Below are 15106 nucleotides of genomic sequence, written 5' to 3'. Positions count from 1 at the left end.
TGTAACCTTGCATTATCTATGGGCTTTTCTATAAGTTTATTTGTGTAATTTAAATGGTACAGTTGCTAAAATAACATTCTTTTGATAGAACAAGTGCATTTTTAATCTAATACTCGTTTGATTGTGTAAGAAATTATGCCAAGATTTTTTTGTAATAAACTGAGGCACAACAACTGTAATGACATAATTTTTATCATTCGCTTTTTTATTGATCTTATCAATAAATCTTGAAATTGGTCTGATGACACTACGATATTCAGAATGTAAGATGACTAAACGCACATCTGGATAATGACGTTGCCATTTTTCAGCAAAGCATTTATCCGCTTCATCACCAAAGGAAACATGTACTGCTATAACATCATCAGCAATCATTTGAGCATAATACACTGATTTATCAATGGCTGATGTAATCGTACTTACAGGAACAATCGCTAAATTTTTATCAACGATTGGCATATCTTGCACCATCGCTGTCGATTTCAACTGTTTAGCAATATCTTTATAATGACCTTTGATACGTAGGAATACAATCACAATCAAAGGTAAAAATATCAATATAGGCCATACATGGCTAAACTTAGTGATCAAGAAGATCATAAATACGATAAATGTAATTGTTCCACCTATCGCGTTGGCAATCAATTTACGTGACCACCCTTTCTCTCTGCCTCTAATCCATTTAAGTACCATGCCATATTGTGCTAATGTGAACGGAATAAATACACCTACAGCATAGAGTGGAATTAAGTTCTCAGTTTTACCATCAAAAATGATAATAAGCAAGATAGCCCCAACACCTAAAGTAATGATAGAGTTCGAATAACCTAAGCGATCTCCTCGAACACTAAACATACGAGGCATATATTTATCTTTTGCCATGCTAGCGGCAAGCATTGGAAATGCGGTAAAACCTGTATTTGCTGCTAAAACTAAAATCATTACTGTTGTGGCTTGAACAAAATAATAACCAGCATTGTGTCCTAGAATATTCATTGCTAATTGAGACAATACGGTCGTTTCAGTCTCAGGTATTACTCCGTACCAATAGGCTAAACCTACAATGCCTACTAATAGAAATGCAAGAATGCCACCCATTGTAACTAATGTTTTAACAGCATTCTTCGGACCAGGATCTTTGAAATTTGTTACCGCATTAGATATAGCTTCGACGCCTGTTAAAGATGATGCCCCAGACGAGAATGCTTTTAATAGTAGGAATAGCGTAACACCAGGCACAGCTGTTCCCACTGTTGCGTGCATATGTGGTTCAGCTTGGCCAGTTGCAACTTTCCATACTCCCACAATAATCATGATGATTAACCCGATAATAAATAAATACACTGGATAAGACAATACTGTAGCAGATTCTGTCAATCCACGTAAATTCATTATTAAAATAAATAGTACTAGTAAACATGCAATCAATACTTTGTGATGATATAGTGACGGAAATGCAGCTACAAACGCATCTGCACCAGAAGCGATACTTACCGCTACAGTTAAAATATAATCCACAAGTAATGAACCACCAGCTACTAGTCCCCATTTTTCTCCTAAGTTAGTCTTAGAAACCATATAAGCCCCGCCACCCTTAGGATAAGCATTAATGACTTGGCGGTATGACAAGATTAAAGCTGCTAACAGTACTAATACTGCACATGCAATTGGTAACGTGTACCATGACGCCATAGCACCAACGACTGCGAGTGTAATCAAAATTTGCTCCGGACCATAGGCTACTGATGACAATGCATCCGAAGAAAGTATTGCTAAAGCCTTGAAATTACTGATTTTTTCATTTTTCAAATCACGATTTCTTTTAGGTTTACCAATTAAAAGTCTTTTAAATTGAGTGAACATAATACTCTTTACCTCTTTATATTCAAATTCAATGGATAAAATATACTCCCATTTTGATAAAAAGTATAGATGCCCCCACTATTTCAATGTAATTTATTACCATTAAAGTTACATTTTACAGTTATATTTATTTGTAAAATTTCTATTATTAATAATTTAAATCAATAGATAGCAACACAAAAGAAACACAAGAGCAATTTATGAAAAAACTTGCTATACTATTGTCGTTAACAGTGTAAATTGTTCACTACTTAAATCTTATGATTAGAGGATTAAAAATGAAAAAGACATTTCTTTTCAGTGGAGTCTTATTGGTTATTATCTTATTTATTTGTTCAATCATGATTAAATTGCAACCCAACTATTCAATGATGAGCCCTACTTCTCAAAATTATTTGGACAGCATAGTTAAAAACGAAATGAATGATGGTCACATTCCAGGCGTCTCTGTATTAATTATTAAAGATAATAAAATGTTGCTAAATAAAGGTTATGGCTATGCAAACATTAAAAATAAACAAAAAGTAACCTCCAATACACGCTTTGAAATTGCTTCTAATTCCAAAGCAATGACGGGATATGCCATTATGCAACTCGTCAATGAAGGGAAAATCAAATTAAATGACCCTATAAGTAAATACATACCTAGCTTTCATATGAAATATAAAGGAAAAAAAGTAGATATTACTATTAATCAATTAATAACTCAAACTAGTGGTATTCCAGGAGATATCACTAACAATGATAAAATTACAAAAAAGACGGATAGTCTAGATGGAATTGTTAACAGTATTAATGGTCGTTCACTGAACCATCGACCAGGAGAACAGTTCGAATATGCTAATATGAATTACGATATTTTAGGTTTAATTGTTCAGAATGTATCTCATTCTCCCTATTCATCTTATATGAGTGAACATATATTCAAACCTTTAAATATGAAACATATTTCTACTAAAGAGAGTAATAAAAAGGGCAGAGATGATGCTCAGGGGTATGATATTCAACATAATAAAGCATACTCAGATAATCCAAAGTTTAATATCGGTGATAACCCATCAGCCTATTTAATGGCTAGCACACACGACTTAGAACCTTGGATAAAATTTCAACTTCATCCCCCAAAACATTTAAAATCTTTAGTTGAAGCTACACACAAACCTAAAGTTAAAACAAATGACGATGATGATTCTCAATATGCAACAGGCTGGTTTGTCACTAAAGATAATCAAGAAACACTTATCTATCATCCGGGTACGCTTGAGAACTATTCTTCTTATATTATTTTGAATCCTAAGAAAGACTATGGCATAGTTGTTCTCGCAAATGCTTATTCTAATCATGTTCCAACGCTTGCCAAACATTTAAATACGCAATTAAGTCAAGGACAGCATATTGATACAGTACAATACTACATCAACCAATATCAAACTATGATTATTATAGGTTCAATCGTGATTTGGATCATGGTTGCTATAACTTTGATTTACTTATATCGCCATATCACTAGACATCAACCGATCCTATTAAGCGTTCAACATAAAAACACGAAATATCAAATACTCATACTTTCAATCGGCTTTATTTTAATTTTAGGCCTTCTACATCTATTGCCTTCATTGTTACTAAATGGCTCTGATTGGCAATTTATTATGACTTGGTTACCGGCACCCGCTAAAGTCACTATACTAGGTTTCATCACTTTATTAACGAGTCTTTTTGGTTTGGCTCTTTTAAAAATTATTACAGTTACAAATAAATCAAAGTTATAAAATTGAGATTAACCGCTACGCTTATCATGCGAATATGTTAAGCTAAACATATTAAAGACTAAGATTATTAAAGACCTCAAGCACATAGGAGATTATAAATGAGAAAAAAATGGTCCTTATTCATAATGAGTGTTGTCATATTATTGGGTGGATGTGACTATTCTCATAAAGAAGATCAACATGGGTTCTTTTATACTATATTTGTTAAGCCAATGGATATGTTACTTCACTTCTTAGGTCGAACATTCCATGAGAATTATGGATTAGCTATTATTGTCATTGTACTTATCATACGTCTTGTACTAATGCCACTAATGTTTATCCAAGTGAAAAACATTCACATTATGAGAGGTAAAACTCAGGTAGTTAAACCGGAAATTGAGAAACTACAAGATAAACTAAAGAATGCTGATACACAAGAAGAACGTACTGCAGCTAATAAGTTATTAATGAAAAAGTACAACGACTATGGTATTAATCCATTCAAAAGCCTAGTTGGTACTTTGCCAATATTAATCCAAATTCCTATTTTATTAGGTTTATACGCTTGTATTAAATATCCAACGAGTGGTGGTATTATCGAGCACCCTCACTTTTTATGGTTCAATTTAATGCATACGGATTTAATCATGACATTTATAGCAGCTTTACTTTACTTCATTCAACCTTTGGTCAATGCAATGCATTATCCAAAAGAAGAAAGACGCACATACTATGTCATGATGGTATTATCTCCATTATTTATTATTTATGCATCATTACAATCTGCTTCAGCCTTAAGTTTATACTGGGCGATAAGTGCAACGTTTTTAATTATTCAAATGCATTTTGCACATAGCCATTATGCAAAAGTAGGCAAAGCTGCTGGAGATCAGTTACGTCAACAAATTGAAGAACAGCGTAGAAGTAAGTCTACAAATCACAATGACTAACTCAAAAAATGAGCAAAACTTACTAAAAAGAGACTGGGATATTAAATTCTTGGATAAGAATAAAAAATACTAAGTATTTTGGCGAGACTCTTAAGGGAACAGGACAAGCTGAAGACTACAGGCTGAGACTAACTCCTAAGAAAGTGAGCCAATAATTCGAAGTATTATAAATAAAGAAGCTAGCAAATGAAGTTTTTAAGACTCATTTACTAGCTATTTCTCTAGGAATAATATCCCAGCCTCTTTATTTCTTTTCTACAATCTTATTTTAAAGGATGCATACCATCTTTCCATGTGTTGTAGATTAGTGTACCACCTTGTTCTTTAAACTTGTCATTGGTAATGCCACGTTCAAATGGTTGTGCGGGTTGGATAGTGACTTTAGGATCCACACCAACTTCTTTTGAATACCATGCTGCAAAGTCTGATCCTTTTACTGGCTCATCATCTGCAACATTATAAATACCAGTATCAAAGTTCATCGCTTGAATAGATACTTCAACAGCATCATCTAAATGAATGAATGATGTGACACCATCTGATAATGTTACTTCTCCATCTTTAAATTGATTATAAATCATACCGTCTTTACCATACCAAGTACCTGGTCCATATAACCAACCGAAACGTAACACAACATATTGGTCCATACGAGCGGTTTCTTTTTCAAGTCCAACCACGCCATCTACCGTAATTTTTCTGTCACCATCTGAATGATTATCTAATGGTGTTTCTTCAGTAGCAAGTCCTTCTCCTGGTTCATACATGAAACCAATACTTTGAGCTACTACTTTTTTAACATCATATTTAAGTGCCGCATCAGTTAGGTTTTTACCGCCCTCTATACGCACTTTTGTGTTTGCTGCCATATCAACATTTTTTAAATCTGTAATTTGATTAATGATAATTTCAGGACGAAAGTCACCAATTGCTGCATCAATAGTATCCGCTTTTAAGATATCGCCAATATACGCTTTAGCGTTTAGTCCTTCTAATTTCTCTTTACCTTTCTCAGATGTAGTAAATCCGGCAACCTCGTGTCCTTCTTCAATCAAACGTTGTGTTAATCGTGTTCCGATTAATCCTGTTGCGCCTGTAATAAATATTTTAGTCATTATTGTACTCACCTTTCTATTTCTCTTTTTCTGAAAATGAATATCTCAATCTAACCTACTTACTTGAATCTCTAATCATATCAATAGTATTCATCCAAACGATATGACCGAATAACTCTGAAAGTCGTTCTTCATAAGGTAAGTCTTTAACCTGAGGTGTCAATTTCAACTTTGGCAATAGATATTCATGAAATGCAATATGAATAGCAACGCCAAATAATGATCCTTTCAAGGCAGTGATTTTTGGGAATTTTTCAGCTAATAAGCCATATGCAAAAGCATTTGCTACAGAGAAGCCATAATGAATACCCATAACCGTTATTGGAATATCATTACCATTATAGTGATAGGTTGCTTTTTTGATTGAATCTGGTAATCCCACCTGATTCAATAATGTCATTGGAGGGGTTTCTTTCTCACGTTCAGGTGTTCTAGGCGGAACGATAGCTTCCCAACCAATCTTAACCGCACCACTTAGCAATCCACCTACAATACTCGTAATGATGACACGTTTCGTTGAACGATTCATTCTAATAACAGCTCCTTCAAATTCACTTAACTTTCTTCTACCCTTTTATGAAAAATTTAAAATCATTCATATTAAATTAAGGATTTAGCGTATCATTTTTAGTCACAAAGATATAATTATTCGACTCAAAATAGAGCGAGACCGAATTCAATTTGAATTCAACATCTCACTCCAAGCCTTCTATATATTAAGTCGATTTCATATTTCAATCTTAAGTCACAACTAACATACTTAGTATTAGCATGTTAGTTGAAAACATGCCCTTCACACCTTCTAAGTGGACATTATTTTGCATGTCGTTGTTGTTCTTTCGCATGTACCATATTCGCTACAAATTGGTTAACTGGAGCATCTATATGATGTTCTTTACCTAATTGAGCAACTGCTCCATTAATATAATCAATTTCTGTAAGTCGATTATTGTTAATCAAATCTTGATACATTGATGGATAATGTGGGCCTACCTTTTCATTTAAATCGATGAGATAATTGTAAACTTCATCTCCATTTAAATGTACGCCATCCACCGTTGCTACTTGTACAATTTCCTGTGTAATCTTATAAATAAGCTGTTTCGCATAATCACTCTCATTCAAATTTGATAAACGACATTCTAAAATCGTACAAAGTGCATTAGCAGTACCATTCACACAAATTTTCTTCCAAATTGATTGTTGCAATTGCTCACTTTTATGTGGATTAAGACCAGATTGATCTAACAGTTCATACACGACATCAACATTAGCTTGACCTTCAGGTACAAGTGCACCAATTTCAACCGGACCTGCCCCCATTAAATGTGTATGTCCAGGAGATTCTAATCCTGCAGTCCATGTAGTAACACCGCGCACAATTCGTGATTCATCAACATAATGTTGAATTAAACGTTCGTGCTTCAAACCATTCATAGTACAAACCATAATTGTATTGTCATGAATGTGTGCTTTAATATGTTCTAGCATATCTTGTAACTGCATCGCTTTAGTGAATAAAAAGATAACATCAAATTGAGCATCTTGTGGAATCTCGTTATGTTGATACATCGTCATGTTAAGATGATGATTTTCACCATTGGTGTCTATATGTAAACCTTCTTGTTTAACTGCTTTCGCTTGTGGCTCCCATCCATCAATTAACGTTACATCATACCCTTGACGGTATAACATCGCACCAAATCCGCTTCCTATCGCGCCAGAACCCGCAATTGCTATTTTCATAAGTTACGACCCCTTTTTTCTAATGATGTTTTTAAAATACTACTTTAAATTTGTAGAGTCAATATTGTAAACGGAATATTCACAATTTTAAGATAATTAAATATAAATTGTTCTTTAATTTATTAAAAAAGATATCGAACTCTAATTGAATTCGATATCCTACTCTTTTAAAAACTATTAACTATATTAATTTGTTCTTAATTTCTTAGGAACTAAAATCAAGATAACTATGAATGCGGTTAAAGCAATTCCAGCATTGAATAATACACCAGCAGCGCCACCTAGTTGTAAATTCATAAATGATGCGCCAAAACCATAAATGGTACTAGACATTGCAACACCAAAGGCATTACCTAAAGATGATGCCATTTTATACAATCCAGATGCTACCCCTACTTTGTCGTCAGGCGCTTCCGCAACCGCTGTATCAGTAGAAGGTGTGGCATATGTACCTAAACCGATACCAAATAATAAGTAACCTATAATACTTGAAATAATATAAGCAACATTTGGTAAGAATGTTAAAGATAATAGTAATAATCCTAAGAATGCAAAACCACTACCTACTAATAATGGTTTTTTAGCACCAAGTTTTTGTAATAATTTTTCACCAACACGAATCATGAATAGCACAGCTACAAGGTACGTAATTGAAATTAAACCTGCTTGTAGTGAACTAAAGCCTAATTGACTTTGATAATACGTATTAACAACAATAAGTGTACCACCGGCAACACCATTTAACATAAAGTTTGATAATGTCGCACCGCTGTAACCCTTATTTTTGAAAATATGAAAATCAACTAACGGGTTCTTTGCTTTTAATTCTCTAATAATAAACAGGATACCAGCAACTAAGAATACAGCACCAAGTGATAAAATCATTGGTGAGAACAGTCCACGATCTGCAGCTTGCGTAACCATCACGTTAACACTCAATAGCGTAATAACTAGTAGTATTAAACCAGTAACGTCAAATTTAGTTTTAGTTTCATTCTCATTCGGTTCAACTTTAGTCTCGGGTGTGTGTTTAATTAAGAAAAAGGCTAAAATTGAGAGTGCAATTGAAACAATAAAAATCCACTGCCATCCGATCGTTGAGGCCATGAAACCACCAAATAATGAACAAATACCACTACCGCCCCAAGAACCTATAGACCAGTAACTGACAGCGCGTTGTCTTTCTTTTCCTATGTAATATTCATTTATTATTGCAAGTGTAGACGGCATAATTAATGCACCTGATAAACCTTGTAACGCACGACCTACTAATAACAACCATGCGACAGGTGCGATGATTAAACATAATGATCCAATAATATTTAATGCTAAGCCGATATATGTCATTTTTACTCGACCTAATTTGTCTGCAATATCTCCTGCCCCTACAATAAATAGTCCAGAGAACAATGCAGTTAAACTAATGGCAATATTAATCGTACCCATGTCTGTGTTAAATGAAGACTGTAACGTTGGAACAACGTTCACTAATGATTGTGCAAATAACCAGAACGTAAGTACCCCGATTATAATACCAATTAGTAATTTATTATCTCCCCTAAATTGTTTTGAAGACTCCATCTCGAAAAATTCCTCCTAAATTACCCTAAAACTAATCTACTCAAGTTGATATACGTCATAATGAAGCAACCATAATGAGTGTCATACATTTTATGTCTATGACTTTAATTAATAAGTTCCCTATTTCTATAATTTATTAACATGTGCATCATGACTTACATTATTTGACGTTAACTTATGTTTGATACAACACTCACTTAAGAAATTAGTTTACATTGAAAACCTTATCATAATTAAGAAGAAATGACTTAATAAAATACTCTAACTTTTTCAATAAATATTTTTAACAACATACTCAAAAGTGCAATAAATCAATAATTAGATACCTACAAATTATAAGTTTTAATTTTAAACTATTAAGTTAAAATTATCCATATTATAATTGTAGAAAGGATATTTATTTTAACTGAAACTACAATGAATAGGTGCTTACTATGTTTAATTTATTTATATTATTGCTTGAACGTGTAGGGTTAATCATTATTATCGCCTATATGTTAATGAATATTAATCACTTTAAAACGATGATGGGAGAGCGCGAAAAATTGCGTTCTCAATGGCAATTAACAATTTTGTTCGCTTTATTTGCTATAACTTCAAATTTCACTGGAATTGAAATTGAAAATGGACATATTGTATCTAGCAACATTTATTACCACCTAAATGACGATGCATCTATGGCAAATACACGTGTATTAACAATAGGGATGTCTGGTTTAATTGGCGGACCTTTCGTCGCAATTATAGTAGGCATTGTATCAGGGTTGTCACGCCTTTATATTGGCGGTGCAAATGCATACACCTATCTCATTTCATCTATTTTCATCGCACTCATATCAGGGTTTTATGGTTATCGTACAATGCGTCGCTATACTTACCCAACCGTTTTAATGGGTGCCATTATTGGTGCACTTAATGAAGCAATTCAAATGGCATGCATTCTCATCTTTGCCAACGATACAGCGTCTGCATGGTCGCTTGTTCAATTCATTGCCATACCTATGATTTTAATCAACAGTATTGGGACAGCTATCTTCTTATCTATAATACTTTCAACATTAAAACAAGAAGAGCAAACCCGTGCAATTCAAACGCATGATGTTTTCGAAATAGCGAATAAAACGTTGCCGTATTTTAGATCAGGTTTAACTGAACAGTCTGCACGTTCCGTTGCTGAAATCATTCTGAAATTGATGAACGTATCGGCAGTTGCTATCACAAACAGAACAGATATTTTAACGCATGTAGGTGCTGCAAGTGACCATCATGTTGCAAAAAAAGCGATCATTACTGATTTATCAAAAGATGTTATAAAAACTGGTCAATTAAAAGAAGCACACTCTAAAGAAGAAATCGGATGCAACAATCCAAATTGTACTTTAACATCTGCAATCGTCATCCCTTTAATGATTAATCAAGAAGTAGCTGGCACATTAAAATTTTATTTTACAAATGAATATGATAATACGACATCAACGAAACAACTCGCTCGTGGCTTAGCAGATATCTTCTCAAGTCAATTAGAATTGGGTCAGGCCGAAATGCAAAGTAAACTTTTAAAAGATGCTGAAATCAAATCATTACAAGCACAAGTTAATCCGCACTTCTTCTTTAATGCGATTAATACCATTTCAGCCCTCGTACGTATTGATAGTGAAAAGGCGAGAAAGTTATTATTACAGTTAAGCCAATTCTTTAGATCAAATCTGCAAGGTGCTCGAAATAACACCATTACTTTGGAGAAAGAGTTGCAACAAGTTGAGGCCTACTTAGCATTAGAACAAGCACGCTTCCCTGATCGATTCACAATTGAATATCATATTGATTCATCTTGTAAACATGTGCTCATCCCACCTTTCGTCATTCAAATCCTAGTTGAGAATGCTATTAAACACGCCTTTAAACATCGTCGTAAAGATAATATTATTGATGTGACTGCACATCATGACAACGAAGAATTAACACTAACCGTTCGTGATAATGGAAGTGGAATTGATGATGATAAGTTACCATTGATCGGACAAATGAGTGTTGATTCAGAGACAGGAACTGGTAGTGCCTTAGAAAATTTAAACAGACGGTTAATTGGACTTTACGGCACTAAGGCCGCTTTACATTTTGAATCAACAGAATTAGGAACGACGGTAAGTTGTCATATACCATCACATACAATAAAGGAGGATATTTAGGTGAAGACGTTAATCGTTGATGATGAACCATTAGCTCGAAATGAGCTTCATTACTTATTAAATGAGATCTCAGGATTTAACGTTATTGATGAGGCTGAAAACATTGAAGAAACGTTAGAAAAACTTTTATCAGAAACATATGATTTAGTCTTTTTAGATATCAATCTTATGGATGAAAGTGGTATAGATTTAGCACAAAAGATAAAGAAAATGAAACAGCCACCACTTATTATTTTTGCAACTGCACACGATACATTTGCAGTTAAAGCCTTTGAACTTGATGCAATTGATTATATACTCAAGCCTTTTGAACTTGAGCGTATAGAGCAAGCAGTAAATAAAGTTAAGCATCAACTATCTAATAGCAATGAGATAGATAATACAACAAGTGAATCATCTTCTCTATCAATGCAACGAGATAAACGTCATGATAATGGAGACCAAACCGTACTGCCAATTGAAATGAATGAACGTATCTATGTGATCCAAAAAGACGACATCACGGCAGTTTCAGTCAACAATGGGATAACAACGATAAATACTATCAATCGCACATACCAAACAACTGAACCACTTAATTATTATGAAAAGAAATTATCGAATAACACATTTATTAAAATCCATCGTGCGACTATTATTAATAAAACGCATATCGATAGCGTTGAACATTGGTTCAATTATACTTATCAAGTAACCATGACTTCTGGAGACAAATTTCAAGTCAGTCGTTCATTTATGAAAGCATTTAAACATGAAATTGGCCTTGCATAAACGAACGAATAATTAACTTATATATATTAAATAATTTCATTAATGAGTATTTAACCACTTGCTAATAACATTTTCGTTATGCGAGTTTAGGTTAAATACTTTTTATTTATAGAAAAAACGTCGTACCATTTGATATTATTTTGTCTATTTGATTTTCAACTTGAATATATTGCAACTCACGTTCTAATTTTTGTAAGTCACTGCCAAAATCCACAATAGTAAACGTTTCCATAATATTCTATCTGTAAGGGAAAGAGAAAGGGAGCGTTAAAATATGGCAAATGAACAATCACAAAGTAATGCTCATCAAGGAAATCATAAGTTAGCAAAAACGTATAATTTCTTTCAGCAAGCATTAACGATTGCTATCGTACTATTTATATCTAAAATTATTGAAAGTTTCATACCATTTCCTATGCCAGCGTCAGTAATAGGACTCGTATTACTATTCATCCTATTATGCACTGGTGTTGTCAAATTAGGTCAAGTTGAAGGTGTCGGCACAGCATTAACGAATAATATTAGTTTCTTATTCGTACCGGCCGGAATTTCGGTTATCAATTCTTTACCAATATTAAGCCAACATCCAATTTTAATATTGCTATTAATTATTATTTCAACGTTATTACTACTTATCTGTGTAGGATTTGTTTCACAATTATTCGTAACAAAAAAATTATTCCCATCTAAAGAGCAAAATAAACAAACTAAACTTGGGGAGGGTAACTAATGGTAGATCATTTAGGAATTACAACACCGTATTTTGGTATATTAGTCTCATTAATACCATTTGTCATTGCACAATATTTCTATAAAAAAACGAACGGTTTCTTTTTACTAGCACCACTTTTCGTAGCAATGGTTGCGGGGATCGTATTTTTAAAAGTAACAGGTATTAGTTATGAAAATTACAAAATAGGTGGAGACATTATTAACTTCTTCTTAGAGCCAGCAACAATTAGTTTCGCCATCCCTTTATATAAAAAACGTGATGTACTTAAAAAATATTGGCTACAAATTTTTGGGGGTATCGCTATTGGAACGTTAATCGCACTTATCTTAATTTACTTAGTAGCTATTGTATTCCAATTAGGCGATCAAATTGGTGCTTCAATGCTACCACAAGCTGCTACAACTGCGATCGCCCTTCCAGTATCACAAGGTATTGGCGGCGTCAAAGAGTTAACGTCATTAGCCGTTATTCTAAATGCCGTTGTTATTTCTGCATTAGGTACTAAAATTGTTAAGTGGTTTAAAATTTCAAATCCAATCGCTCGTGGTTTAGCACTAGGTACAAGTGGACACACACTTGGCGTAGCTGCAGCCAAAGAACTTGGTGAAACTGAAGAGTCAATGGGTAGTATCGCCGTTGTTATCGTTGGCGTAATTATCGTTGCCATTGTTCCACCATTAGCTTCAATTTTATTCTAAACATTTTAAAAAGAACCTGAACACAATGTTGTGCTCAGGTTCTCTTCGGTTTGCAACCATTAATTGATGCTTTGAACTTTATTGTCTCGTTTCTTACTATTACTTGTTGGATCGAGTTTCTTTTCTAAGAAGCGTAATCCTAAATCTATAATAATCGCAATTAACGCAATTGGAATGGCACCAGCAAGTATATAAACCGTACCATCAGTAGAGTTTGTACCACGTATAATAATATCCCCTAGTGTAGAAGCTCCAATAAATGATCCAATTGCCACGATACCAATCGCTACAACTAGAGCAATACGGATACCACCAATAATCACTGATAATGACAATGGCAATTCAATCATACGCATGACTTGATTCTTAGTCATACCCATACCCTTGCCTGCATCTTTAATATTGTAGTCTACTTCGGTAATGCCAGTATACGTATTCTTAATAATTGGAAGTAACGCATATAAGAATACTGCAAACACTACAGTATTAGGCCCTAACCCAAGCGCTAACATAAGTATTGCTAACATCGCGATAGCTGGAACTGTCTGGATAATATTCGCGATAGTAATAATAGGCCATGATAACTTCGTATATCTTGAAATTAATATCCCTATCGGAATGCCAATAATACAAGCGAATAACACACCATAAATAGACATTAATAAATGTTTGAAAAAGAGTTCCATCAGATAGCCAAAGTTCAAGGTATAGTATTCATAAAGTGAGCTTAACAAGTTACCTTTCATTATTTTTGACCACCTTTCTTACTGTCATCTTCAAAATAATTATGTTTCTTCAAATACTCTTCTGCAATAACGGCAGGTTCTTTACCTTTTCCATCCGCTTCATAATTTAATTTCTGCATTTCTTTAGTACTAATTTGTCCCTGTAATTTTTTCAATGCTTTATCAATTTCAGGGTGATCTTTGATTAGTTTTTCAGTGGCTAATGGACTTCCATCATATGGTGGGAAGAATTTACGATCATCTTTTAAGATTTTCAAATCGTAAGCAGCGATACGTCCATCTGTTGAATAACCAACAGCAACATCTAATTTTTTATTTTTTAAAGCATCATACACCAAACCAATTTGCATTGGACGTGCACTCGCAAATTTAAACCCATAGTCTTTTTGGAAAGCTGGATATCCATCACCAGCACGGTTCATCCATTGTGTATCCATACCTAAACGTAATTCATCTTTATATTTTTTTAAATCTGAAACTTTTTCTAAATGATATTTCTCAGCTACTTCTTTAGTAACCATGAAAGCATACGTATTTTCAAACCCAAATGAGTCATAAAATTTCTGATTATATTTTTCTTTAAATAATCTTTGCGACTCTGACATTGCTTTTTTAGTATCTTTTGTTGGTGGCGCATCAAGTACACTCGTCAATTCTGTTCCTGTATATCTCACAGCTGACATATTCACATCTCCACGTTGTAACGCATTGTGTTGAATAATACTGGAACCTAAATTACCAATAATAGTAGGTTTAATTTTCCCATTTGTATAATGTTCTATCATTAATTTTTCAATATTTGCCATTATTTTTGTTTCACTAGTTTCTGTGGCAGTAATCTTCACACTATCTTTACCGTCACCATCGCCTAAACCTGGTAAACTACATCCAGATAATACGATGAGAGACATTGCAAGAAGTATGAAAGTAAGTTTTAACTTTTTCATAATTTTAAAATCC

13 protein-coding genes are annotated in these 15106 nt (G+C 33.6%); 6 read left to right on the top strand and 7 right to left on the bottom strand.

Annotation, left to right across the window (positions count from 1 at the left end):
* Positions 1–36: 36 nt before the first annotated feature.
* Positions 37–1863, bottom strand: a complete 1827-nt coding sequence (locus SBL15_RS09815) for an APC family permease (protein WP_317955874.1) — start codon at positions 1861–1863, stop codon at positions 37–39.
* A gap of 278 nt (positions 1864–2141) precedes the next feature.
* On the opposite strand from SBL15_RS09815, the gene SBL15_RS09810 reads away from it, so the two are divergent.
* Positions 2142–3635 (top strand): serine hydrolase domain-containing protein, encoded by a 1494-nt coding sequence (locus tag SBL15_RS09810; RefSeq protein WP_107614423.1) that lies wholly within the window; start codon positions 2142–2144, stop codon positions 3633–3635.
* 98 nt (positions 3636–3733) lie between these two features.
* Complete coding sequence (gene yidC, locus SBL15_RS09805) at positions 3734–4567, top strand: membrane protein insertase YidC (protein ID WP_037535712.1); 834 nt, start codon at positions 3734–3736, stop codon at positions 4565–4567.
* A 263-nt stretch (positions 4568–4830) separates the two neighbouring features.
* On the opposite strand, the gene SBL15_RS09800 is transcribed toward yidC, so the two are convergent.
* The 4 genes from SBL15_RS09800 to SBL15_RS09785 all read right to left on the bottom strand — a co-directional run bounded on the left by SBL15_RS09800 (position 4831) and on the right by SBL15_RS09785 (position 9009).
* Positions 4831–5682, bottom strand: a complete 852-nt coding sequence (locus tag SBL15_RS09800; RefSeq protein ID WP_107613780.1) for an NAD-dependent epimerase/dehydratase family protein — start codon at positions 5680–5682, stop codon at positions 4831–4833.
* Between the two features lie 55 nt (positions 5683–5737).
* Positions 5738–6211 carry a DUF1440 domain-containing protein gene (locus SBL15_RS09795; protein ID WP_107611534.1) on the bottom strand — a complete coding sequence of 158 codons (474 nt, stop codon included), beginning with the start codon at positions 6209–6211 and terminating at the stop codon, positions 5738–5740.
* A gap of 284 nt (positions 6212–6495) precedes the next feature.
* Positions 6496–7428, bottom strand: a complete 933-nt coding sequence (locus tag SBL15_RS09790; RefSeq protein WP_317955870.1) for a 2-dehydropantoate 2-reductase — start codon at positions 7426–7428, stop codon at positions 6496–6498.
* A gap of 186 nt (positions 7429–7614) precedes the next feature.
* The gene (locus tag SBL15_RS09785; RefSeq protein WP_317955868.1) at positions 7615–9009 is read right to left on the bottom strand and encodes an MFS transporter; all 1395 of its coding nucleotides are present in this window, start codon (positions 9007–9009) and stop codon (positions 7615–7617) included.
* Positions 9010–9443: 434 nt separating this feature from the next.
* Between SBL15_RS09785 and SBL15_RS09780 the strand changes: the two genes are divergently transcribed.
* The 4 genes from SBL15_RS09780 to lrgB all read left to right on the top strand — a co-directional run bounded on the left by SBL15_RS09780 (position 9444) and on the right by lrgB (position 13400).
* The gene (locus tag SBL15_RS09780; RefSeq protein WP_053018413.1) at positions 9444–11198 is read left to right on the top strand and encodes a sensor histidine kinase; all 1755 of its coding nucleotides are present in this window, start codon (positions 9444–9446) and stop codon (positions 11196–11198) included.
* Positions 11199–11969, top strand: coding sequence for a response regulator transcription factor LytR (locus SBL15_RS09775; RefSeq protein ID WP_107611531.1), 771 nt, complete (start codon positions 11199–11201; stop codon positions 11967–11969). It begins immediately after the preceding gene.
* Between the two features lie 274 nt (positions 11970–12243).
* Positions 12244–12699, top strand: a complete 456-nt coding sequence (gene lrgA, locus SBL15_RS09770) for an antiholin-like murein hydrolase modulator LrgA (protein WP_107611530.1) — start codon at positions 12244–12246, stop codon at positions 12697–12699.
* A complete protein-coding gene (gene lrgB, locus SBL15_RS09765) occupies positions 12699–13400 on the top strand; it encodes an antiholin-like protein LrgB (protein ID WP_011274935.1) in 702 nt (233 codons plus the stop codon). Before lrgA ends, lrgB begins: the two co-directional genes overlap by 1 nt.
* Positions 13401–13459: 59 nt before the next feature.
* Here the strand turns inward: lrgB and SBL15_RS09760 are convergent, their stop codons facing one another.
* Positions 13460–14146 (bottom strand): ABC transporter permease, encoded by a 687-nt coding sequence (locus tag SBL15_RS09760; protein WP_037550177.1) that lies wholly within the window; start codon positions 14144–14146, stop codon positions 13460–13462.
* Positions 14146–15093, bottom strand: coding sequence for an osmoprotectant ABC transporter substrate-binding protein (locus tag SBL15_RS09755; RefSeq protein WP_037535696.1), 948 nt, complete (start codon positions 15091–15093; stop codon positions 14146–14148). The genes SBL15_RS09760 and SBL15_RS09755 overlap by 1 nt, the downstream gene beginning before the upstream one ends.
* Positions 15094–15106 lie beyond the last annotated feature (13 nt).

The sequence above is a fragment of the Staphylococcus sp. NWU MKU2 genome, from assembly GCF_033283605.1.
GTDB lineage: Bacteria > Bacillota > Bacilli > Staphylococcales > Staphylococcaceae > Staphylococcus > Staphylococcus haemolyticus.
Note: the sequence above shows the minus strand (reverse complement) of the source record. Positions and strands in the feature narration are given on the sequence as shown.